This is a genomic window from Streptomyces sp. NPDC090045 (assembly GCF_044747975.1).
Taxonomy (GTDB): domain Bacteria; phylum Actinomycetota; class Actinomycetes; order Streptomycetales; family Streptomycetaceae; genus Streptomyces.
Genome location: NZ_JBIVFA010000004.1, coordinates 367,874 through 388,566, shown reverse-complemented (window position 1 = coordinate 388,566; position 20,693 = coordinate 367,874). Strand labels below are relative to the sequence as shown.

Annotated in this window: 23 protein-coding genes; 8 read left to right on the top strand and 15 right to left on the bottom strand. The window is 72.3% G+C overall.

Annotation, left to right across the window (positions count from 1 at the left end; genetic code table 11):
* The first annotated feature begins 66 nt into the window (after positions 1–66).
* A complete protein-coding gene (ligA, locus tag ACIPYQ_RS14025) occupies positions 67–2,145 on the top strand; it encodes an NAD-dependent DNA ligase LigA (protein WP_401250190.1) in 2,079 nt (692 codons plus the stop codon).
* A gap of 53 nt (positions 2,146–2,198) precedes the next feature.
* On the opposite strand, the gene ACIPYQ_RS14020 is transcribed toward ligA, so the two are convergent.
* A complete protein-coding gene (locus tag ACIPYQ_RS14020) occupies positions 2,199–2,681 on the bottom strand; it encodes a hypothetical protein (RefSeq protein WP_361769054.1) in 483 nt (160 codons plus the stop codon).
* Positions 2,682–2,879: 198 nt separating this feature from the next.
* On the opposite strand from ACIPYQ_RS14020, the gene ACIPYQ_RS14015 reads away from it, so the two are divergent.
* From ACIPYQ_RS14015 to ACIPYQ_RS14005, 3 genes are all read left to right on the top strand, one after another.
* Positions 2,880–4,091 carry a sensor histidine kinase gene (locus ACIPYQ_RS14015; RefSeq protein ID WP_401250187.1) on the top strand — a complete coding sequence of 404 codons (1,212 nt, stop codon included), beginning with the start codon at positions 2,880–2,882 and terminating at the stop codon, positions 4,089–4,091.
* Complete coding sequence (locus ACIPYQ_RS14010) at positions 4,088–4,753, top strand: response regulator (protein WP_401250185.1); 666 nt, start codon at positions 4,088–4,090, stop codon at positions 4,751–4,753. Before ACIPYQ_RS14015 ends, ACIPYQ_RS14010 begins: the two co-directional genes overlap by 4 nt.
* A 157-nt stretch (positions 4,754–4,910) precedes the next feature.
* A complete protein-coding gene (locus ACIPYQ_RS14005) occupies positions 4,911–5,201 on the top strand; it encodes an SHOCT domain-containing protein (RefSeq protein ID WP_401250183.1) in 291 nt (96 codons plus the stop codon).
* 78 nt (positions 5,202–5,279) lie between these two features.
* Here the strand turns inward: ACIPYQ_RS14005 and ACIPYQ_RS14000 are convergent, their stop codons facing one another.
* Both ACIPYQ_RS14000 and ACIPYQ_RS13995 read right to left on the bottom strand, forming a co-directional pair.
* Entirely contained in the window at positions 5,280–6,035 is a 756-nt protein-coding gene (locus tag ACIPYQ_RS14000; RefSeq protein ID WP_401250180.1) for a hypothetical protein, read from the bottom strand.
* 82 nt (positions 6,036–6,117) lie between these two features.
* Positions 6,118–7,176 (bottom strand): helix-turn-helix domain-containing protein, encoded by a 1,059-nt coding sequence (locus tag ACIPYQ_RS13995; protein WP_401250178.1) that lies wholly within the window; start codon positions 7,174–7,176, stop codon positions 6,118–6,120.
* A 48-nt stretch (positions 7,177–7,224) separates the two neighbouring features.
* On the opposite strand from ACIPYQ_RS13995, the gene ACIPYQ_RS13990 reads away from it, so the two are divergent.
* Positions 7,225–8,142: an aldo/keto reductase gene (locus ACIPYQ_RS13990; protein ID WP_401250176.1), complete on the top strand. Its 918-nt coding sequence runs from the start codon at positions 7,225–7,227 to the stop codon at positions 8,140–8,142.
* A 530-nt stretch (positions 8,143–8,672) separates the two neighbouring features.
* Here the strand turns inward: ACIPYQ_RS13990 and ACIPYQ_RS13985 are convergent.
* Together ACIPYQ_RS13985 and ACIPYQ_RS13980 are read right to left on the bottom strand one after the other, a co-directional pair.
* Positions 8,673–8,921, bottom strand: coding sequence for a hypothetical protein (locus tag ACIPYQ_RS13985; RefSeq protein WP_401250173.1), 249 nt, complete (start codon positions 8,919–8,921; stop codon positions 8,673–8,675).
* Positions 8,922–8,965: 44 nt separating this feature from the next.
* Positions 8,966–9,472, bottom strand: a complete 507-nt coding sequence (locus ACIPYQ_RS13980) for a hypothetical protein (protein ID WP_361769677.1) — start codon at positions 9,470–9,472, stop codon at positions 8,966–8,968.
* Positions 9,473–9,703: 231 nt separating this feature from the next.
* Between ACIPYQ_RS13980 and ACIPYQ_RS13975 the strand changes: the two genes are divergently transcribed.
* Together ACIPYQ_RS13975 and ACIPYQ_RS13970 are read left to right on the top strand one after the other, a co-directional pair.
* Positions 9,704–10,528, top strand: a complete 825-nt coding sequence (locus ACIPYQ_RS13975; RefSeq protein ID WP_401250171.1) for a trypsin-like peptidase domain-containing protein — start codon at positions 9,704–9,706, stop codon at positions 10,526–10,528.
* An 80-nt stretch (positions 10,529–10,608) separates the two neighbouring features.
* Complete coding sequence (locus tag ACIPYQ_RS13970; RefSeq protein ID WP_030723419.1) at positions 10,609–10,983, top strand: hypothetical protein; 375 nt, start codon at positions 10,609–10,611, stop codon at positions 10,981–10,983.
* Positions 10,984–10,999: 16 nt separating this feature from the next.
* Here the strand turns inward: ACIPYQ_RS13970 and ACIPYQ_RS13965 are convergent, their stop codons facing one another.
* The 10 genes from ACIPYQ_RS13965 to ACIPYQ_RS13920 form a co-directional block, all read right to left on the bottom strand.
* Positions 11,000–11,386 carry a hypothetical protein gene (locus ACIPYQ_RS13965; protein WP_030723417.1) on the bottom strand — a complete coding sequence of 129 codons (387 nt, stop codon included), beginning with the start codon at positions 11,384–11,386 and terminating at the stop codon, positions 11,000–11,002.
* A 314-nt stretch (positions 11,387–11,700) separates the two neighbouring features.
* On the bottom strand, positions 11,701–12,618 hold the full coding sequence (locus ACIPYQ_RS13960) for a MurR/RpiR family transcriptional regulator (RefSeq protein WP_351302892.1): 918 nt from the start codon (positions 12,616–12,618) through the stop codon (positions 11,701–11,703).
* 64 nt (positions 12,619–12,682) lie between these two features.
* Positions 12,683–13,315 carry an NADPH-dependent FMN reductase gene (locus ACIPYQ_RS13955; protein WP_401250848.1) on the bottom strand — a complete coding sequence of 211 codons (633 nt, stop codon included), beginning with the start codon at positions 13,313–13,315 and terminating at the stop codon, positions 12,683–12,685.
* 186 nt (positions 13,316–13,501) lie between these two features.
* Positions 13,502–13,843: a TcmI family type II polyketide cyclase gene (locus ACIPYQ_RS13950; RefSeq protein ID WP_319732405.1), complete on the bottom strand. Its 342-nt coding sequence runs from the start codon at positions 13,841–13,843 to the stop codon at positions 13,502–13,504.
* A 20-nt stretch (positions 13,844–13,863) separates the two neighbouring features.
* Positions 13,864–14,343 (bottom strand): SRPBCC family protein, encoded by a 480-nt coding sequence (locus ACIPYQ_RS13945; protein ID WP_361769669.1) that lies wholly within the window; start codon positions 14,341–14,343, stop codon positions 13,864–13,866.
* 1 nt (position 14,344) lies between these two features.
* Positions 14,345–14,599: an acyl carrier protein gene (locus ACIPYQ_RS13940; RefSeq protein WP_361769667.1), complete on the bottom strand. Its 255-nt coding sequence runs from the start codon at positions 14,597–14,599 to the stop codon at positions 14,345–14,347.
* A gap of 25 nt (positions 14,600–14,624) precedes the next feature.
* Complete coding sequence (locus ACIPYQ_RS13935) at positions 14,625–15,863, bottom strand: beta-ketoacyl synthase N-terminal-like domain-containing protein (RefSeq protein WP_401250166.1); 1,239 nt, start codon at positions 15,861–15,863, stop codon at positions 14,625–14,627.
* Positions 15,860–17,131 (bottom strand): beta-ketoacyl-[acyl-carrier-protein] synthase family protein, encoded by a 1,272-nt coding sequence (locus ACIPYQ_RS13930; protein ID WP_401250163.1) that lies wholly within the window; start codon positions 17,129–17,131, stop codon positions 15,860–15,862. The genes ACIPYQ_RS13935 and ACIPYQ_RS13930 overlap by 4 nt, the downstream gene beginning before the upstream one ends.
* Positions 17,128–17,571: a cupin domain-containing protein gene (locus ACIPYQ_RS13925; RefSeq protein ID WP_327412173.1), complete on the bottom strand. Its 444-nt coding sequence runs from the start codon at positions 17,569–17,571 to the stop codon at positions 17,128–17,130. The genes ACIPYQ_RS13930 and ACIPYQ_RS13925 overlap by 4 nt, the downstream gene beginning before the upstream one ends.
* Positions 17,572–17,683: 112 nt before the next feature.
* Positions 17,684–18,781: a SchA/CurD-like domain-containing protein gene (locus ACIPYQ_RS13920; RefSeq protein WP_361769661.1), complete on the bottom strand. Its 1,098-nt coding sequence runs from the start codon at positions 18,779–18,781 to the stop codon at positions 17,684–17,686.
* A 274-nt stretch (positions 18,782–19,055) separates the two neighbouring features.
* Between ACIPYQ_RS13920 and ACIPYQ_RS13915 the strand changes: the two genes are divergently transcribed.
* Entirely contained in the window at positions 19,056–20,693 is a 1,638-nt protein-coding gene (locus tag ACIPYQ_RS13915) for an FAD-dependent oxidoreductase (protein WP_401250159.1), read from the top strand.

The window sequence follows — 20,693 nt, the reverse complement described above, 5'->3', positions numbered from 1 at the left end:
CCCGCCGCGGGCTGCCACCGTTGCCGGCCCCAGGGCATTGTCAGACCCCCGGGAGAGGATCACCTCATGACGATCCTTCCCGCCGAAGAGGCGCTGTCCAGCATGCCCGGCCTGCCCAGCCTGTCCGGCCACGCCGACTACCGTGCCGCGCTGCAGCAGTTGCGCGAGGCGTCCCACGCCTACTACGGCGGGGAGAACACCTCGCTGGACGACGCCACTTACGACCGGCTGCGCCTTTCCGTGCTCGCCTGGGAGGCGGAGCACCCGGACGAGGTCGCCGAGGACTCCCCGACCGGCCTGGTCGGCGACGGTGCGGCCCCGGTCGGCGACATAGCGCACACCACCCGGCTGCTCAGCCTCGACAACGTCTTCGACCCGGCGGGCCTGGTCGCCTGGGAGGCCTCGCTCCAGCGCCGTCTGGGCCACGCGCCCGCGGGCGGGTTCACGGTCGAGCCGAAGATGGACGGAGCGGCCGTCGCCGCCCGCTACCGCGCCGGGCGGCTGGAGCAGATCATCACCCGCGGCAACGGCACGCACGGCGAGGACGTCAGCCACGTCATCGGCACCATCGAGGGCCTGCCCGGGCACCTGCCCGTGCCGGCCACGTTCGAGGTGCGCGGCGAGGTCCTGTTCACGCAGGCGCAGTTCGAGACCGCGAACGAGGTCCGCACCGCGCACGGCGCGCAGGTCTTCGCGAACCCGCGCAACGGCACGGCCGGCACCCTGCGCGCGAAGGACCGCCCCTACCGCCTCGCGATGACGTTCTGGGCGTACGGGGCGGTCGAACTCGACGGCGTCGGCTTCGTCCCCGCCGGGGCCACGCACGCCGAGGTCCTGGCCGCCGTCGCCGAGGCCGGTGTGCAGACCACGGCCGGCACGCCGGCCGGTCTGCACGTGGTCGCGACCCTCTCCGAGGCGCAGCAGAAGGTCGACGAGATCGCCGCGCTGCGCCCCGGCCTGCCGTTCGGCATCGACGGGGTCGTGATCAAGGCGAACGACGTGGCCGAGCAGGCAGCGGCCGGGTTGGGCAGCAGGTTCCCGTACTGGGCGATCGCCTTCAAACTCCCGGCGGTCGAGCGGCAGACGGTGCTGAAGGACGTGGTCTGGGACGTGGGCCGGACCGGCGTGCTGGCCCCGACGGCCGTCCTCGAACCGGTGGACATCGACGGGTCCACCGTCACCCGGGCCACCCTGCACAACCCCGCGGACATCCGCCGCCGCGACCTCCACATAGGCGACACCGTGACGGTCTACAAGGCGGGCGACATCATCCCGCGTGTGCAGGCCGCCGTCATTGGCCGCCGCCCGGCCGGGGCGCAGGAGGTGCCGCTGCCCACGGCCTGTCCGAACTGCGGCGGGGAGATCAACAAGGAACAGGAGCGGTGGCGCTGCGCGCAGGGCTCCGGGTGCGCGCTGCCCGCGCTGATCGAGTACGCCGCCGGACGCGACATGCTCGACATCGACGGCCTGGGCAGGACGTACGTCAACGCCCTGATCGAGTCCGGTGACGTCACCGACGTCGCCGACCTGTTCACCCTGACCGAGGAGCAGCTCACCGCCGCGTCCGGGAGCGCCAAGCGCGGCGCGAAGCTGGCCGAGCAGATCGCGGCGGCCAAGTCCCGCCCGCTCAGCCGCGTCTTCTGCGCCCTCGGCGTGCTCGGCACCGGGCGCAGCATGTCCCGCCGCATCGCCGCGCACTTCGGCACGATGGACGCCGTCCGGCAGGCCGACGCGGCCGCGATGCAGGAAGTCGAGGGCATCGGGCCGGAGAAGGCCCCGGTCGTCGTCGAGCAGGTCGCCTCGCTGGCCGCGGTCATCGACAAACTGGCCGCGGCCGGGGTCAACATGACGGAGCCGCAGCAGCCGCGGGAGGCCGTGGAGGGCCCGCTGGCGGGCAAGACCGTGGTCGTCACCGGCAAGATGAGCGGACCGCTGGAGAACATGGCGCGCTCGGAGATGAACGCACTGGTCGAGAAGGCCGGTGGCAAGGCGGGCAGCAGCGTCAACTCCAGGACCGCCTACCTGGTCTGCGCGCCGGCCGCGAGCGGCAAGCCGAGCTCCAAGGCCGTCAAGGCGGCGGAGCTGGGCGTCACGGTCCTCACCCCGGAGGAGTTCGCCGAGCTCGTCTCCGACTGCCTGGGCTGAACGGGAGGGCGGCGCCCTCCCGACCGGCGCGGCCGCTGCCGCGCCGGGGCCCGTCAGTACACGAGCTTGTAGCTCACGTCCTTGGGGACCGGGGCCGGGGCGGTGTCCGTGTAGAGCAGCCGGATCGTGGTGAAGCGCCGGAGGTCTGGACGGTCCGGCCAGGGCTCCGGGTTGCTGAGGGTCACCGTCACCGGGTAGGACCGGAAGCGGCCCGCCGCGCAGTAGGGCTTGCAGTCGTTCACCATGTCGGTGCCCGTGGCCGTCGCGGTCTGCGGCCCCCAGGTGTCCCAGCGGAGCCGTACGAGGCGGTTGTTGCCGTCGCCACAGGCCAGCAGGTACTCCTCGGGGCGCACCTGGGCCTTCGAGAAGCAGTCAACGACCACGACCGGATCCGGTGTGGGGGCCGGCAGGGCCCGGGGCTGCGCGGAGGCCGGTACGGTGCCCGCTGCGAGAGCCGCGGCCGCGCAGAGCAGGGTGGCGGTCCGCACCCTGGTCCAGGGGCCACGGACGCGCCGGCCGTCTCCTGATGCGTCCACGACGTCCTCCTCGCCCGTCGGTCCCAGCCTCGGCGCTGAGATCATGCCCAGCTTCCCCCATCCGGACGAGCCTCGCATCCGCAGGACCCGCGGGCGGAAGGGTTCCGGGGCCGTCCTACGCGTACTACCTGGGGAGTACGCGCAAGACGCTACGCCGGGGTGACGCGGGTGACGGCGGGTGCGGTCTAGCGTGGCCGTATGGACGAGCTGCGCGAGCGCCCGGGTCCCCCGTGGCGGAGGTGGGTGGAGCGGACCGGGCGGGGCCCGGCCTGGCGCTCATCGCTGCTCGTGGCCGTCTTCGCTCAGGTCGGTGCCGGGTGGGCGGCGCACGCGCAGAGCGGGCGGGTGGCGCTGGACGGCTTCGCGCGGCTCCTGCTGCTGCTCGGGCCCGCCCTCCTCGTGGCACGGCACCGCCATCCGGTGGCCGTGGTGTACGCGGTCAGCGTGGTCACCCTGGTCTATGTCGGCGCCGGGTACCCCTACGGTCCCGTCTTCCTCAGCCTGGCCGTGGCCTGCTTCGCCGCCGTCGTCGCCGGCCGTCGCCGGGCCGCCTGGGGCGCCGTCGGCCTGCTCTGGGCTGGGCACCTGCTGATCGGCCACTGGCTGTACCGGTGGCTCCCGCCCGCCGGGGACGGGCCGGCGCCCTGGTCGCAGGAGGTGGCCATCACCGCGTGGGTCCTCGCGATCCTGGCCGTGTCCGAGCTGGTCCGCCTGCGCCGGGAGCAGTGGGCCCGCGAGCGGGCCGAGCGCCGGGCGGCCGAGAGACGCCGGGTGGACGAGGAGCGGCTGCGGATCGCCCGTGAACTGCACGACGTCCTCGCCCACAGCATCTCGGTGATCAATGTCCAGGCAGGCGTCGGGCTGGCCCTGCTCGACTCCGACCCCGAGCAGGCCCGTACGGCGCTGACCACCATCAAGGCGGCCAGCAAGGAGGCCCTGGGCGAGGTCCGGCAGGTCCTCGACACCCTGCGCGCCCCTGGCGAGGCGCCGCGCACCCCCGCTCCGGGCCTCGACCGGCTCGACGAGCTCGTCGAGCAGGCTGCGGCGGCCGGGCTCACCGTGGACGTCACGGCCGAGGGAGAGGCCCGGGCGCTGGCGCCCGGCGTGGATCTGGCCGCCTTCCGCATCCTGCAGGAAGCGCTGACCAATGTCGTACGGCACTCCGGTGCGCGCACGGCGCGCATCCGCCTCGTCTGGCGGCCGCGCGCCCTGGAACTGCGCGTGGAGGACGAGGGCCCGGCCGCGGGCGGCGCCTCGGACGGCAGCGGCAACGGTCTCGTCGGGATGCGCGAGCGGGCCTCGGCCCTGGGGGGCGGCATCGAGGCCGGACCGCTTCCGGACGGCGGCTTCCGGGTGGTCGCGAGGCTCCCGCTGACGGCCTCGGCCGGCGGGGAAGGGGAGGGCGCGTGATCCGCGTGCTGCTGGCCGACGACCAGCTCCTCGTCCGGGCCGGGTTCCGGGCACTGCTCGGCGCCCAGCCCGACATCGAGGTGGTGGGCGAGGCCGCCGACGGTGCGGAGGCCGTGCGCCTGGTGCGGGAGCTGCTGCCCGACGTGGTGCTCATGGACATCCGGATGCCGGTGCTGGACGGGCTCGAAGCCACCCGCAGGATCACCGAGGACGAGGGGCCGGCCGCCGTGAAGGTGGTCATGCTCACCACCTTCGAGCTCGACGAGTACGTCTTCGAGGCGATCCGGTCCGGTGCCTCCGGCTTCCTGGTCAAGGACACCGAGCCGGAGGAACTGCTGCGCGCGGTGCGGGCGGTGGTCGCGGGCGACGCCCTGCTGTCCCCCGGGGTCACGCGCCGCCTGATCGCGGAGTTCGCGGCCCGCTCGAAACAGCCGGCCGCGGCGGCGGAGCTGGGCCGGCTCACCGAGCGGGAGCGGGAGGTGATGGCTTTGGTGGGCATGGGCCTGTCCAACGAGGAGATCGCCCGCCGGCTGGTCGTCAGCCCGCTGACCGCGAAGACCCACGTCAGCCGGACCATGGTCAAGCTCGGCGCCCGGGACCGCGCCCAGCTGGTCGTCCTGGCCTACGAGTCCGGGCTGGTCCGGCCCGGCTGGCTCGGCTGACCCGGCTGACCCGGTGCCCGCGGCTGACCCGGCGCCCGCGGCCGTACTCCCGGGGAAGTACCCCCGGTGCAGCCGGCCGTACGACGACCCGGCACCCCTCCCGGAGCCAGTCTCGGAGTGAGACGAAGAGTCCACGATTCCGAGGAGCTGAACCGAGATGAACACCTTCACCACCCTCGCGTACGACGGGCCGGGCCCGTGGGTGCTGTTCTTCCCGCTGATCTGGGCGGCGGTCGTCATCGGCGTCGTCACCGTGCTGCGCCGCACCGTGTGGCGCGGCCGCCGGGCCCCGTGGCAGAACCGGGCGGCGGCGTACGGCGAGCACTCGCCGATCGCGATCGTGGGGCGGCGCTTCGCCTCGGGCGAGATCGACGAGGACGAGTACTGGCGGCGCCTGTCCGTCCTGGACGAGCAGTTCGGCCGCACCCTCAAGGACGGCCCGGCCTGAACGCACGGGGCGGGCGGTGGCGGGATCTCCCCCCGGTGATCCCGCCACCGCCCGGAAGTGCCCGGCCGGCCCCCGGCCTCAGCGGCCGGGCGCCGGCTCGTCGGCCGCGCGGAAGGGTGCGAAGCCCCGGTTGTCCTTGCAGCCGAGGTTCTCGTAGCTGTTGACCTTGGTCACCGGGTCGGTGCCGATCAGGCGGATCTTGCAGGCCTGCTTGATGAACCGTCCCTCGACCCCGCCGGGGAAGTCGATCTCCTTGTTCCAGAGGTAGGGCGATTCGTACTGGTTGGCCCAGGCGGTGGAGTTCACGTCGATGCCGCCCGGGGCCTCGATCTCGTAGACCCATCCCGTCTTGGCCGCGCCGTAGGTGGCGAACTTCTCGGCCACCCACTTCTCGCAACTGGTGCTGAGGTGGGCGCTGGTCTGGCCGCCGCCCTTGACGATGTACTCGGCCAGCGGGGTCAGCTGGTCGCCGCGCGGGGTGAAGCCCGCCCGGAAGAGGTCCTCGACGTTCTCGCGGGTGTCTCCGCGCCAGAGGGTGTTGTCGTCGACGCGCCAGTGCCAGTTCTCGGCCTTCGCCGCGGCCTCGACGGCGTAGGCGATGAACGGGTTGGTGGTGGTGCTGAACCAGTCCCACGAGTCGAACTCGGCCACGGGCCCGCAGGGGCCGGTGTCCGGGGCGGGTGCGGGGAGGCCGGGTGCGGGGAGGCCTGGCGCGGGGAGGGCACGTGCCGGGGCTGAAGGTGCGGGGGCGGAAGGTGCGGCGGTGGCCGGGGAGATGGTGGCGGCGGAGGCGAGCGAGGCGGCGGCGAGGACCTGCAGGGCGGCCTTCAGCATGATGAGTGCCCATCAGTTGATCAACATGACGGCCCCTTTATAGCGACATGTCGCAGCACGGATCGAGGGTGGCGAAAGGTGATCACCCGGACGAGTGGGGCGGGCGGACCGGCGCGGACCGCTCCTCGGAGGATTCGGCGAGGACGGACTCGGCGACCGCGGTGCGGGCGTAGAGCACGGAGCGGCCGGCCCGGTGCGCGCTGACGAATCCCGCGGCGCGCAGCGCGGTGAGGCACTGCGAGACCCCGGCCGCCGAGAGCCCGGTGCGCCGGGCCAGTTCGGTGGTGGACGCCGGGGACTCCAGCTCGGCCAGCAGCAGGGTCCGGGAGCGGCCGAGGACGGCGGCAAGGGCCTCGGTCCGGGCGGCGGGCCTGGGTTCCCAGAGCGCACCCGTACCGCGCGCCGGGTAGGCGAGTTGCGGCGGTTCGGGCGGCGTCACGCGGGTGAACGGGACCGGCCCGGTGAAGACCGAGGGGATCAGCAGCAGGCCCGCGCCCGCCGTCCCGCGGGACAGAGGCCGGTGCCGGCGCGCCAGCCGGAGCGCGTTGTCGTCCCAGCTCACCGACGGGTGCAGATCGTTGAAGAGCCGGCCCGCGCCGTGCTCGGCGACCTGCCGGGCCCGGTGGAAGACGTCGGCGTCGAGAACGGCGCGGATCCGCGCCCAGTAGGGCGCCAGCGCCAGCTCCCAGTAGGTCTCGATCTCCTCGGCGACCCGCGCCAGGCGGGCCTCCGGTTCGGCGTACAGGCTCCGGGCCCGGGGGCCGAGACCGCCCTGCTCGCGCCGGAGGCGGTCGAGGTCCCGGCGCACCTGTGCGGTGGGCGAGGCCCGGATCCCGGCCAGTTCCTCCGCCAGGGCGGGAGCCGGCCCGGCGGGAGCCGGATTGAGGAAATCGGGAACGTACCCCGAGGGCGGGATCAGCTCGGCCAGCCAGCCCCGGTCGAGGCCGGCGGCCGCCAGCCGTGGCCGCACCTGTGCGATCCAGGGCCGGTGTACGGGGGACGCGGCGCCGGAGCGCAGCAGCCGGAAGCTCGGGCCGACCTCCCACATCGGCGAGACGGCGAACCGCATCTGCGCCAGATCGCTCACCGAGAACGTCAGCTCCGCCAGCACCGCCCTGCCCTCCCCCGAGGATTCACACATGTCCTAATCAATGGCCCGGCAGCCTATACGGCGGAGAACATCCTGGGCATGACCTCACCCTCACAGATGATGACCGCGGCCGCCGCGGCAGGTACTTGGACACTCGGCGACCTGGAGATCAACCGGATCGGGTTCGGCGCTATGCGTCTGACGCAGCGCGGCGAGGCGTTCGCGGACGACGCGGTGCCCAGCGACCGGGGCCGGGCGATCCGCGTGCTGCGCCGGGCCGTCGAGCTCGGGGTGAACCACATCGACACCGCCGCCTTCTACTTCTCCCCCCTGCGCTCCGCCAACGAACTGATCGGCCGGGCACTGGCCCCCTACCCGGAGGACCTCGTCATCACCACCAAGGTCGGGCCGGGCCGGGACCCGTCCGGCGCGTGGATCCCCCATGCCACCGCCCGGCAGCTGCGCGGCCAGGTCGAGGAGAACCTGCGCCAGCTGGGCCGCGACCACCTCGACGTGGTGAACCTGCGCGTCGTCGGGTCCGATTCCATCGCCGAGCGCTTCGGGGCGCTCGCCGAGCTGCGCGAGGCGGGGCTCGTCCGTCATCTGGGCATCTCCAATGTCACCCCCGCACACCTCGACGAGGCGCGGGCCATCGCGCCGGTCGTGTGCGTGCAGAACATGTACGGGATCGGGGTGCGGCCCGAGCACGACGCGTTCCTGCGCACCTGCGGCGAACTGGGGGTCGCCTTCGTCCCCTTCTACTCCATCGCCGGCGACGGGCGGCAGGCGGGCGCGAGCGGGGCCGAGCAGGAGGAGGTGCTCGCCGTCGCACGGGCACACGGCGCGAGCCCGGCACAGGTGCGGCTGGCGTGGACCCTGCAGCGGGGGCCGCACGTGCTGGCGATCCCCGGTACCGGCGATCCGGATCACCTGGAGGCGAACGTGGCGGCGGGCGCGGTTCGCCTGACGGCGGAGGACCTGGCCTTGCTGGACGCCCTCCACCGCAGGGGGGCGTGAGCGGCTCGGCTGCGGCTCGGCTGCGCCGCTCGGCCGGGGTGGGTTGGCCCGGGGCGGCGGGCTTCGGCGGTGCGGGTGGGGACGGGCGCGGCGGTGGCCTTGCCGGCCGGGGTGCGATGCGGAGGCCGGTGCATCGGTGCGGCCTGGGCCGGGCCGGTTGGCTGCGCCGCTCGGGCGGGGTCGGAGGGGTGGGGCCGGGTGTGTTCCGGGGCGTCTCCTCGGGCGTCGAACGTGTCGGGGGGTCGGAGGGCCGGGGCACCTTGCGTTCGACGCCCTGCGGGGAGCGCCCCTGCACACACCCGTCCCCTGCCCAACCGGCAAACTTCAGCCCCGCCGCACAATCCAGCCCCTCCGGCGTTTGAGGAGTGGGGGTCCCCCCGGACGGAGTCTGGGGGAGGGTCCGGGGCGGAGCCCCGGTCTTTGAGCCGCGCCAGCCCACCCCGCCAGAGCCGCCCTGGGGGTCGGCGGGCCGGGGCACCTTGCGTTCGGCGTCCTGTGGGGAGCGTCCCGGTGGGAGCGTCGGGGTCAGGTTATGGGAGGTCCTCGGTGGGTGGGTCGGCTTCGTACACGTGGGGGGTGTCCGCGTCCCACTCCACCAGTTCGGTGCCGCCGAGGACCACCTCGTCGGGGTCCGGCATGCCGGCCCGCCGCAGGAACTCGATGACGTCCTCGTCCGAGCGGGCCAGGCCGAGGGCCTGCTCTCCGCTCGCGGTCCGCAGGGTCACCTGCCGGCCTCCCGACGGGAAGATCCGGTGTACGACGACGGGCGCATGACGCATACCCACAGCCTCGCCCCCTCGGCTCGGCCCGGCACCCCGGGGGGTCAGGACGTACGGCCGACCGTGGCGGCACCGTCCGCCGCCGCGGGGATGCGGAACATCGAGGGATCGGGGTAGGTCGCCTTCTCCGCCTGCAGGACCTCTTCTATCTCGGCCCTGAAGACGGGCTCGAAGAAGTCGGCGTCCAGCAGCAGGCGCAGCCCCCGTACGGTCGGTTCGAGCAGCGGCCGGGCCATGCGGGCGCCGCCGCCGGAGATGCCGGTGAATCCGGTCCGGGCGGTCGCCGATCTGCCGCCCACGCGTTCCTCGAAGCCCGCGGTCGCGTAGCCGACGACCAGCGCCAGCTCGGTGAGGAACTTCCGGGTCCCGAGAGCCATCTCCTCGGCTCCCTGCAGTGTCTGGACGGAGCCGCCGGCGACCTTGAAGTCGTCGCTGTTCCGCTTGAGGCCGCGCGCCTCGTACGTGGCGCGCGCCTCCTCGAAGAGCCGTCCCGCCTCGTCGACCGCCTTCATCGCCGCCACCAGCTGGTCGATGTCGATCTCGCGCTTCACGCTGCCTCCCGATCCGGAACCCATGGTGCTCAGACCGTAGGAGGCAAAGCGTCCGCTGCGGAACACCCGTGCGGCGGTCAGATCCGGAGCCCTCCGGAGCCCCCGCGGACCCCTCCTCCGGCGGTGGCTCCAACTCGCCATGCCCTCTTGTGACTTGAGGCCAGTGTCTCAACAATGCACATGACAACCGAAGGATCTTCGGTCGCATTGTCATCAGAGGGGAACCCCCACATGAAAAAGCCTCTCGTCGGTGCCTTACTCTCGCTGCTCCTGATGGGAGCAGCGGCATCCCCGGCCGCCGCCGCACCCCCGGCGACCGCTGTCGCCGTCAACTTCGCCGGGACCGTGGCCCTCAGCAACTGTTCCGGCTCCGTCGTCCGCGCGCCCGCCTCCCAGCCGAACGACCCCGCGCTCGTCCTGTCCAACGGGCACTGCCTGGAGACCGGCTTCCCGGCCGCCGGTGAGGTCGTCAAGGACCGGCCGTCCTCGCGCTCCTTCTCGCTGCTCAACGCGTCGGGTTCGAAGGTCGCGACCCTGCGGGCCAGCAAGATCGCGTACGGGACGATGACCGACACGGACGTCTCGATCTACCAGCTCACCAAGACCTACGCCCAGATCCAGAGCCAGTACGGCATCACCGCGCTGACCCTGAACGACGTGCGCCCGGCGCAGGGCTCGGCGATCAAGGTGGTCTCCGGCTACTGGAAGCGGATCTACAGCTGCAACGTGGACGGCTTCGCCCACCTCCTCAAGGAGGGCGACTGGACCTGGAAGGACTCGGTCCGCTACACCCCGTCCTGCAACACCATCGGCGGCACCTCCGGCTCGCCGGTGATCGACACGACGACCGGCAAGGTCGTCGCCGTCAACAACACGGGCAACGAGGACGGCGGGCGCTGCACGGTGAACAACCCGTGCGAGGTCGACCAGAACGGCACCGTAACGGTCCGCCAGGGCATCAACTACGCCCAGCAGACGTACACCATCGTCCCCTGCATAGGCCCCGGCAACAAGATCGACCTGAACCGCCCGGGCTGCCTGCTGCCGAAGCCGTAGCCGCGGTTCCGGCTCCGCGTACGTCCCCGCCCGACCCGAAAAGCCCCACGGCCGGGCCCCGGGCGGGGATACTCGGACGCGTGGAACTGCACATCGATCACCGCTGGTTGCTGGAGCGGCAGGAGGCGCTGTTCAAGGACGTGGAGGTGGCCGACCACTCCGCCCTGGTCGCCGCCGTCGCCCGGCACCGGGTGAACACGCCCAGCCTGGAAGTGGACGACCCCGACGCCTACTGGCGTGCGGCCGCGCTGCTCGACGCGATCGTCCTGCTCCGGCCGCTCCCCGACTCCAACGAGTACTTCGCCTACGGGGTCGCCGTCGCGTACATCGAGGCCTCCGGTGAAGCGGTGGAGGCCTCCTACGAGCAGTGGCGCGACCTGATCACCGACATCCGCATGCTCCGCGTGAGCGTCTACGACGTGGCCGCGCGGCTCCGCTCCTGGCAGCCCGCGTAACCGCCGGCCCGGGCCCTCAGCGCCTGCGCTGGGCGGGGGTGCCGACCAGGAGCGCGTCCGAGACCAGGCGCGCGCCTCGGGCGAGCCGGCTCAGCTGCTCGAGCTCCAGGGCGTACATCCTGATCGAGTTCTCGATGACCGTCTCGGCTATGCCCATCGTCGGCAGCTCGGCCCGGCTGGTCTGCAGGGCCGCCCGCACCGCGCGCATCTCGTGCTGCAGCTGGAGCTGGACGTGCCGGGCCAGGAGCGCGTGGTGGCGGGTGAGCGTGAGGTAGCCGCCGTAGCGGGCCGGGAGGAGGTCCCTCAGCCAGCGCGTCGCCGTGCGCTCCCAGTCGTGCGTTCCGGGCGCCTTGACCTGCAGGGGCCAGTCCGGGCTGAGCGTAAACGTGGCCGTCTGGGGCATTCTCGTCACTTCCGAATGGTGTCGAAGCTCTGATCGAGACGTTCTTGGGGGCGGCCTCGGCCCAGGGGTTGACCGAGGCCGCCATGGGCGCTCTGCGGGATCCGAAAGCCTGGACTCGACGCGCGGCCGCGACGTGAGGAGGTTCGTCGTGCCGTGCGTACGTTCGAGAGGACGTGGGGTCGCCCTCCTTGGCATCTGGTGGATCCGGAGCGCCGTCGTCAGTAAACATATATACCGTCGAGTAAGCAAGAGTATGAAAAATTTCATGCACATCGAAGGCTGAATATCCCCTGGTGGAGCGGGCCGGATCCGCGCTACAGGAAGAAGCCGTGATGGTGGGCGACCTGCTCGTAGTCCTCCAGGCGCGCCTGCGTCCGCTCGGGGTCCGCGTCCGCCATGGACTGGAGCAGGGCCGCGGAGAGCATCCCGGGCGCCGCGTACGAGTCGAACACCAGCCGGGATCCGGTCCCCGCCGTCAGGGCCACGTCCGCCTCGTCCACCAGCGGCCCCAGGGTGGGGTCCGTGATCAGGACCACGCGCAGCCCCGTACTGCGGGCGGCCCGGATGGCGGCCAGGGTCTCCTTCGCGTGCCGCGGCATGGCGAAGGCGAGGACCCAGGTTCCGCCGGCCGCCCTGGACTGGAGCAGCGCGTCGAAGGCGACGCTCCCGCCCCGGGTCACGAGCCGGACGTCGGGGTGGATGCGCCGGGCCGCGTACGCGAAGTACTCCGCCAGGGAGACCGAGATGCGCAGTCCGAGGATGGTCAGGGGCACCGAGGCCGCCAGTTCCCGGCCGATGTCCAGCACCTGGTTGGTGTCGGCGAGCAGCCGGCGCACGTTCTCCAGGTTCTCGATCTCGGCGTCCACGGCCGCCTGCAGCTCGTTGCGGCGGATCTGCTCGCGGGTGTCCGGGGCCCCGGCGACCGCGCTCAGCGCGATCGGCTGGAGCACGTCGCGCAGGGCGGGGTAGCCGCTGAATCCGAGGGAGGACGCGAAGCGGGTCACGGAGGGCTGGCTGACGCCCACCCGCTCGGCGAGCTCGGTGATCGAGAGGAAGGCGGCCTCGGTGAGGTGGTCGATCAGGTACTGGGCGATGCGGCGCTGGCCCGGCGAGAGGCGCCGGCCGTCGAAAAGGGCGAGGAGCCGGTCGGCCGGGGGGCGGACCTCTTCCGACGACTGGCCGCTCGGCTTGATCGCGGCCGCCTGCGCGCGTGCCTGCTGCCCCGATGACACCGGAGGGCCTCCTTCTCATGTCACTCGCGTTCCAACATAGCTCACGCCCCGTGGTCGTTGATGATCAGTCCTCGGCCCGGGCGGTCACCGGGGCGTCCGTGCGGTCGCCGAGGAATTCGTACCAGCAGTGCCGCAGGTGCAGGTAGCGGGTGTCGGCTTCGGTGAGGGCGAGGAAGGCGCCGATCGTGGAGGTCAGCCGATCGGCGAGGCCCCGGTCGGCGAGGGCGCCGTTCTCGGAGAACGCGTGGTGGGCGTTGGCCAGGCTGAACATGTCGGGGTAGACGCGGGCTCCGAGGTGCTCCAGCGGGACCCGCAGCGCCCACAGTCCGCGGTTGCCGCCGACCATCGACGGCGAGGCCGAGAGCAGCAGGGTCTGCTTGTCCTTGAAGGGCTGGGGGCGGCGGCGCGAGACCCAGTCGACGGCGTTCTTCAGCGCGCCCGGGACGGAGGCGTTGTACTCGGGCGAGGCGATGACCAGCGCCTGCGCGGCCTCGATCCGCTCGCACAGGGCCAGGGCCCCCTTCGGCACCCCCTCGTCGGCCTCCGCGTCGCCGTCGTACAGCGGCATGGGGAAGTCGGCGAGGGTGGCGGCGTCCGCGACGGCGCCGGCCCTGGCCACCTGGGCGGCGGCCAGGGACGCGAGCCGGGCGTTGACCGAGCCGGTGCGCGAGGACCCGGACAGGACGAGCACGCGCAGGGAGGAATGGGAGAACGTGTCCTCGTGCGGGCGGGCCGGGTCCGCCGGGAAGTGGTCGGTGTCGGTCGGGTTCATTCCGTCTCCCTGCTGTGGGCTGTTTCGGACTCCGGATACGGGGATCGTCGGCGGGCCACGCGCGGCGGGACCCGCACACACCGGTGTGCGGGTCCCGTCCGGGCCGCCGGGTCACTTCGCGCCGGGGTTCTCCCAGCGGTAGAACTCGTGGGCCATCGCGTCCTTCGGACTGCGCCAGGTCTCCGGGTTGTGCGGGCTGATGTAGGCCGTCAGCCGGTCGCTGAGGTCCCGGAACTCGGGGTGGTCGGTGACCTTCGCGATCGCCGGGCCGGGCGGCCGGTCCGATTCGATCAGGTGCAGGTAGACGTCGCCGAACTGGAAGAGGCTGCGGCGCGTGACCCCTACGAGGTGCGGCAGTTCGCCCGCGTCCGAGCCCGCGAAGAGCTCGGCGATGTCGGGCGCCGACCCCGGCGCCATGCGGGCGACGATGAGCGCGCGGTGCGGCTGGTTCATCCGGGTGCCTGCCTTTCGTTTCAGAGACGGCTGACGGCCGGGGTGCGGTTCTCGCGCTCGCGCTGCTCGATCTTGTCGCGGATGAGCGCCATCTGGATCGGGGAGTTGCGGTTGATGTTGTCGGTCATCCACGCGTCGTCCACCGGCGCGTCGGGCTTCATCGCGAAGTCCTGGGTCCACTTCATCCGGGTGCCGCCGGGCACCTTGAAGTACTGCCAGTGGATGTCCATGTGGGCGAAGGGGCCCGTTTCCACGCGCCGGGCGCGGACGGTGAGGCTCTTGCGGTCGACGGTCCGCTCGGAGACCCAGCTCCAGACCTTGCCGTTCTCGTCGGGGTGCATGGTCAGGCGGAACCGGGTGGTGTCGCCCTGCTGGTCGATGATCTCCAGCGAGGCGTACTCGCTGAACAGCTGCGGCCAGTTCGGGAGGTCGTTGGTCATCTCCCACACGACGTCCACGGGCGCGTTGACGGTGATCTCGTTCTCGGTGTGTCCTGGCATGTCAGGCTCCGGTCATCAGGCTGTTGTTGACGAGGTCGAGGAATTCCCCGGGGGTCTTGCACCGCTCGGCGTCGGTGGGCAGGGCCCGCCCGCGCCGGTTCTCCAGTTCGCCGACGATCCCGAGCAGGCCCAGCGAATCGAGGCCGTACTCGTCGAAGGCGGAGTCCGGACGGCTCGCCATCTCGCGGGGATCGACGGTGATTCCGGCGGTCTTCATCAGCACCGCCAGTTCCTCCAGGGTCAGTCGGTCGGACATCTGGCTTCTCTCTTCTCCGGGGGCGCTACTTGGTCGCCGGCGAGCCCTTGCGCAGGACGAGCGCGGAGTTCGATCCCATCCGGCCGCGGCTCAGCACGAGCGCGGTGTGCAGCTCCGCGGGGCGGGCGCTGCCGGTCACCACGTCGAGGTCGTGGCACACGTCGTAGACGTTCGGGGTCGGCGGGACGACTCCGTGCTCCAGGGCCAGGACGGCGGCCGCGGTGTCGAGGGCGGGCGCCGCGCAGTACGCCCTGCCGGTACCGGACTTGGGAGCCGTGACCGGCACCTTCCGCCCGTACGCGCCGAGGGCGTCGGCGAGGGCCGCGGCCTCGGCCGCGTCCGCCTCCGGGGTTCCCAGGGCGTCGGCGAAGACCACGTCGATCTCCTCCGGCGCGCAGCCGGCCTCCCGGAGCGCGCCCCGGATGGCGTGGGCCAGTCCCTCGCCGGTCGCGTCCGGCCGCTGGGTGCCGGTGAAGGTCGCGGCGTGGCCGGCCAGGACGGCCCGGACCGTGGCGCCGCGGCGGCGGGCCTCGGCCTCGCCCTCGACGACGAACATCGCGCCGCCCTCGGCGGGGACGAATCCGCAGGCCTTGTCGGTGAACGGCCGGTAGGCGCGCTCGGGGTCGTCCCCGGTGCTGAGCCCCTCGTACTCCAGCTGGCAGACGATGGAGTACGGCGCGAGGGGCGCCTCCGTCGCCCCGGCCAGCATGGCCCGGCTGCCCTGGCGGATCGCCCGGACCGCGTGCGCGAAGGCGTCCAGTCCGCCCGCCTCGTCGCTGCAGACGACCCCGCAGGGGCCCTTCAGCCCGCGGCGGATGGAGATTTGGCCGGTGCTGGCGGCGTAGAACCAGGCGATCGACTGGTACGGGCCCACGAAGCGCGGTCCCTGTTCCCAGAGGTGCTGCAGCTCGCGCTGGCCGAACTCGCCGCCGCCGGAACCCGCGGCGGTGACGACGCCGACGGAGAAGGGATCGCCCTCGTAGTCGGCCCGGCCGAGCCGGGCGTCCTCCAGGGCGAGGTCGGCGGCGGCCAGGGCGTGGTGGGTGAACCGGTCGGTCTGGACGAGGAAGCGGTCCTCGACCATGCCGCCGGGGTCGAAGCCCCGTACCTCGCCGGCGACGCGCAGCGGCAGGTGCTCGCACCCCGCCCGGGTGACGCGGTCCAGCACGCTGACCCCGGACTGGGTCGCCTTCCAGAAGGCGTCGGCGCCCACGCCGTTGGGCGCGATGACCCCGATGCCCGTGATGACCGTACGGCTGGTCACGAGACCTCCTCCTTCGGCCGGGTCATGACGACGGCGGACTGGAAGCCGCCGAAGCCGCTGCCCACGGAGAGCACGTTGCGCAGTTTCCGGCCGCGGGCGACCTTGGGCACGTAGTCCAGGTCGCATTCGGGGTCGGGCGTCTCGTAGTTGGCGGTCGGCGGCACCACCTGGTGGACCATGGCGAGGACGCAGGCCGCGAGTTCTATGGCGCCGATGGCGCCGAGCGAGTGACCCACCATGGATTTGATGGAGGTCATCGGCGTCTTGTAGGCGTGGTCGCCCAGGACCCGCTTGACCGCCGCGGTCTCGTGGCGGTCGTTCTGCTTGGTCCCGGATCCGTGCGCGTTGACGTAGTCGATCTGGTCGGCGCCGACTCCGGCCTCGGCGAGGGCGGTTTCGATGGCCCGGGCCATCTCCAGGCCCTCGGCGGTCAGGCCGGTCATGTGGTGGGCGTTGCCGAAGGTGGCGTAGCCGCCGATCTCGCAGTAGACGGTCGCACCGCGGGCGCGGGCGTGTTCCAGCTCTTCGAGGACGAGGACGGCGCCGCCTTCGCCGAGGACGAACCCGTCCCGGTCGGCGTCGAACGGCCGCGAGGCGTGCGCCGGGTCGTCGTTGTTCGGCGAGGTGGCCTTGATGGCGTCGAAGCAGGCCACGGTGATGGGCGATATGGGTGAGTCGGAGGCGCCCGCGATGCAGACGTCCATCCGGCCCTCCGCGATGGAGTGGACGGCGTACCCGATGGCGTCGAGTCCCGAGGTGCAGCCGGTGGAGACCGTCTGGACCGGGCCCCGCGCACCGACCTCCTCCGCGACGGCGGAGGCGAGGGTGGCGGGCGTGAACGCGCGGTGCAGGTACGGGCCGGCCAGTTTGTGGTCCACGTCCCACCAGGAGCCGGACTGGCTCACGGCGACGTAGTCGTGCTCCAGCCGGGTGGTGCCTCCGACGGCCGTGCCGAGGGAGACGCCGGTCCGCCAGGCCTCGTCCGTGTCGAGGTCGAGTGCCGCGTCGCGGACGGCCTCACGGGCGGCGACCAGGGCGAACTGGATGTACCGGTCCGCCCGGGCCGCTTCGCCCTCGCCGAGGCCGTGCGCGGCGGGGTCGAAGTCGACCTCGGCGGCTATCCGGGAGCGGAAACCCTTCGGGTCGAAAAGGCTGATGCCGCGGGTCGCCGTACGGCCGTTGGAGAGCAGGTCCCAGAAGTCGCGGACGCCGATCCCGCCGGGCGCGACGACGCCGACTCCGGTGACGGCCACCCGTCGGCGGGTCACGAGACCGCTCCCGTTCGGTCCGGAGGCTGCTCCCAGGCGGTGCTCTCCGGGTGCGGGGCCTCCTCGGTGTCGACGTGGCCGAGTTCGGGACGCGGGGCGAGCGGGCCGAGGTGGAAGACCATGCGGGCCTCGGTGTCGCCGACGTTGCGGAAGCGGTGGCGCATGTTGAGGGGGACGAGCAGGCCCTGGTCGGTGCGCAGCGGGTGGGCCTCGCCGTCGAGGTCCACCTCCAGCCGGCCGGCGACCACGTACACGAACTCCTCGGAGTACGGGTGGTAGTGCTCGGCGATGGATTCCCCGGGGGCCATGATCGCCATGCCCATGAAGCCGCTGGTGGAACCCACCGACGTCGGGGTGAGCACGGCCCTCAGATCGCCACCGCGCCGGCGGTTGGGCGGCGTCTCGCTGAGGTCCACGATGCGTGGGCGCTGTCTGGTCATGGCGGGTTCCTCCTGGCGTGTGGGGAGAGCCTGGACGGGCATGGGGGTCGGGGCAGGGGGTGGAGCGAGGGGTGGAGAGGGGTGGTGCTCCGGATGGATTTCCCGGCGGGGATCAGGACTGCGCGGCTGCCCGGCGGTCGGTGATCAGGTTCATGGTGTGGTGCGCGGGGCGAACGCGCCCGCCGGGCGCGGCCGTCAGCCGGGCGAGCACCGCCGCCTTGCGCGGGCCCGAGACGCCGAAGGTGATGTCGGGCTGGGCGTCGAGCGGGCCGCGCACGTCGATGAGGCGGACGACGATGTCGTCACGCTGGAAGATGCTGCTGCTCCGTACGGGGCTCTTCGGGCGGTGCGCGGCCGCCTCGTCCTGCCGGGCGAGGAACTTGGCGAGCGCCACGCCGCAGCCGGGCTTGGCCTCGTAGAACAGCGCGTGCCGCTGCACGTCGGCGGAGTCGGACTCGGGTGCGGTGATGTGGTGGACCGCCGGGAGCGCGGCGCGCATGAAGAACATGCGCGCGGATTCCGGGTCGTTCAGGTTCCGGTCCTGTTCGAGGTAGGGGTTGATCGCCTCCTCCACCGCACGCACCTCGGGCTGCTCGGAGACGTGCCGCAGGGCCGTCACCAGGTCGCCCTGGACCTCCACCGTCCGTACGACCCGGTTGCCGTGCATGAAGAGCGAGGTGCGGCACAGGCGGGTGTGGGCGTCGACGCGGGCGGCCGGGGAGGCGTAGCTGGAGAGGATGGCCGCGACCTGCTTCTCGCTGCCCGGCTTGACGGTGAAGGTGAGGGCGTGGCGCACGATTCCGGCGCCCAGCCGGGGTGTGGCCTGCAGGCGCGCCGTGGTCGGGCGGGCGGCCTGGTCGTAGCCGCGGCCGGTCTCGCGCAGGACGGTGAACTTGAGCGGGCGCATGTTGCGCGCGCACGCGCCGAGCGGCTTCACCTGTTCGGCGTGGTGCTCGCTGTTGACCCATGCGAGGTACTGCGGGGCGCTCTCCCACTCACTGGTGATGAGCCACTGCGAGGGATCCTCGAAGGATTGGCACAGTTGATCGCTGATGTGGCCCGGGACCGACGCGATGTCGTGGCGGAGCTGTTCGTACGCCTCGAAGAACTGCTGCTGGGTCCCCTCGTGGAGATCCATCAGCAGGACGACCCGGAGCATGGAGCCGTCGAAGGCTGACTGCGACACCCGTTCGGACAGGGTGGTTGTCATCTACTCACTCCTTCATGAGGGGGTGGAGATCCATCGCGTACGGACCCCTCGTCCGTCACCGGTGGCGTCCGCCCGGGCCGGCGGCCGCCTCCATGGGAACGGCAGGCCGGCGCGTCTCAGGGGGAGCCGCTGTCGCTCATCGTCATCCGGGTGGCGACGTACCGCTACATGTCCGGATCAAGCGGGTGACAACCGGCGAATCAACTGGGCCTGATCGCGGATCGGGGGCATAAAGACTCCACTCCCCCACACAGAAAACAGGAGCCCGCAGCTGATGGAAGACAACGCCGATGTTCGCGTACCGGTTCTCGTCGTGGGCGGCTCCCTCGTGGGCCTGTCCACCTCGCTTTTCCTGAGCCGCCACGGAGTGAGGCACCTGCTCGTCGAGAAGCACTCCGGTACGTCCCCGCACCCGCGAGGCCGCGGCATCAACGCCCGGACGATGGAGCTGTTCCGCACGGCAGGGGCGGAGCGCGCGATCCGCCAGGCGGCGTCCGTACTGGAGGGCATTCAGGGCATTCTGCAGGCCCGGTCGCTGACCGACCGCAGCGACCACAACTGGCTGATCAAGTCGATCGATCCGTCGGGGGCGATCGCCCGTTTCAGCCCGACCGGCTGGTGCCTGTGCAGTCAGAACAACATCGAGCCGGTGCTGGCCGCTCAGAGCCGCGCGCAGGGCGCGGACGTGCGGTTCTCCACCGAACTGATGAGCTTCGACCAGGACGCCACCGGAGTGAGCGCCGTGGTGAAGGACCGGTTGACGGGCGAGCACAGCACGGTGCGCGCGGACTTCCTGATCGCGGCGGACGGGCCGCGCAGCCCCGTCAGGGAACAGCTGCGGATCCCCCAGACGGGTAACGGCGAGCTGTTCCACAACGTCAGCGTCACCTTCCGCTCGGAGCGGCTCGTCGAGGTGCTGGGCGACCTGCGGTTCATCGTCTGCTACCTGATGCGCCCGGGGGCGGACGGTGCGCTGCTGCCGGTGGACAACAACACGCAGTGGGTCTTCCACGCCCCGTGGCACCCGGACCAGGGCGAGACCCTGGAGGACTTCACCGACGAGCGGTGCGTGGACCAGATCCGCGACGCGATCGGCGTACCCGACCTGGACGTGGAGATCGGCGGCAAGGCGCCGTGGCACGCCGCCGAACGGGTGGCGGAGCGGTACTCGTCCGGTCGGGTGTTCCTCGCCGGGGACGCGGCCCACGAGATGTCCCCCACCGGGGCCTTCGGCTCCAACACGGGCATCCAGGACGCGCACAACCTGGCGTGGAAGATCGCCGCGGTGCTGGACGGATCGGCCGGCATCGAGCTGCTCGAGACCTACGAGGCCGAGCGGCTGCCGGTCGCCCGGGCCACCAGCGAGCGGGCTTCGGCCCGTTCGGCGGAGCACAGCCACCCGGGGTACGCGCCCCCGCCCACCATGGGCGGCGGGCCGGGCAGCGGGGTGCTGACCACGGCCATGGGCTACTCCTACGCGCAGGGCGCCCTCGTCGGCGCCGAACCGGGCCGGCCCGTCATCCCCGAGACGATGCGCATGGTCGGCGACACCGGGACCCGGGCCCCGCACATGTGGCTGACCCGGGCGGGTGAACGGATCTCCACGCTGGACCTGTACGAGCGCTCCTTCGTGCTGCTCAGCGGCGCGGGGTCACCGTGGCAGGCGGCCGCGGAACAGGTCGCGGAGCAGCTGCCGGTGCGGCTGGACGCCTACACCATCGGCTCCGGGCCGGTCGCCGACCTGGTCCAGGACGGCAGCGGATCGGACTGGAGCGAGGTCCACGCGATGAGCGTCGAGGGCGCCGTGCTCGTACGGCCGGACGGGTTCGTGGCCTGGCGCTCGGAGGGCGCGGTCGCCGATCCCCGGGCGACGCTGCACGAGGTCCTCTCGACGGTGCTGCGCCGGGCGTGA

Bases quoted from the DNA above. Each gene is read 5' to 3' on its own strand.
- ligA (WP_401250190.1), top strand. From the start codon at position 67: ATGACGATCCTTCCCGCCGAAGAGGCGCTGTCCAGCATGCCCGGCCTG.
- ACIPYQ_RS14015 (WP_401250187.1), top strand. From the start codon at position 2,880: ATGGACGAGCTGCGCGAGCGCCCGGGTCCCCCGTGGCGGAGGTGGGTG.
- ACIPYQ_RS14005 (WP_401250183.1), top strand. From the start codon at position 4,911: ATGAACACCTTCACCACCCTCGCGTACGACGGGCCGGGCCCGTGGGTG.
- ACIPYQ_RS14000 (WP_401250180.1), bottom strand. From the start codon at position 6,035: ATGCTGAAGGCCGCCCTGCAGGTCCTCGCCGCCGCCTCGCTCGCCTCC.
- ACIPYQ_RS13995 (WP_401250178.1), bottom strand. From the start codon at position 7,176: ATGTGTGAATCCTCGGGGGAGGGCAGGGCGGTGCTGGCGGAGCTGACG.
- ACIPYQ_RS13990 (WP_401250176.1), top strand. From the start codon at position 7,225: ATGACCTCACCCTCACAGATGATGACCGCGGCCGCCGCGGCAGGTACT.
- ACIPYQ_RS13985 (WP_401250173.1), bottom strand. From the start codon at position 8,921: ATGCGTCATGCGCCCGTCGTCGTACACCGGATCTTCCCGTCGGGAGGC.
- ACIPYQ_RS13975 (WP_401250171.1), top strand. From the start codon at position 9,704: ATGAAAAAGCCTCTCGTCGGTGCCTTACTCTCGCTGCTCCTGATGGGA.
- ACIPYQ_RS13965 (WP_030723417.1), bottom strand. From the start codon at position 11,386: ATGCCCCAGACGGCCACGTTTACGCTCAGCCCGGACTGGCCCCTGCAG.
- ACIPYQ_RS13950 (WP_319732405.1), bottom strand. From the start codon at position 13,843: ATGAACCAGCCGCACCGCGCGCTCATCGTCGCCCGCATGGCGCCGGGG.
- ACIPYQ_RS13945 (WP_361769669.1), bottom strand. From the start codon at position 14,343: ATGCCAGGACACACCGAGAACGAGATCACCGTCAACGCGCCCGTGGAC.
- ACIPYQ_RS13940 (WP_361769667.1), bottom strand. From the start codon at position 14,599: ATGTCCGACCGACTGACCCTGGAGGAACTGGCGGTGCTGATGAAGACC.
- ACIPYQ_RS13925 (WP_327412173.1), bottom strand. From the start codon at position 17,571: ATGACCAGACAGCGCCCACGCATCGTGGACCTCAGCGAGACGCCGCCC.
- ACIPYQ_RS13920 (WP_361769661.1), bottom strand. From the start codon at position 18,781: ATGACAACCACCCTGTCCGAACGGGTGTCGCAGTCAGCCTTCGACGGC.
- ACIPYQ_RS13915 (WP_401250159.1), top strand. From the start codon at position 19,056: ATGGAAGACAACGCCGATGTTCGCGTACCGGTTCTCGTCGTGGGCGGC.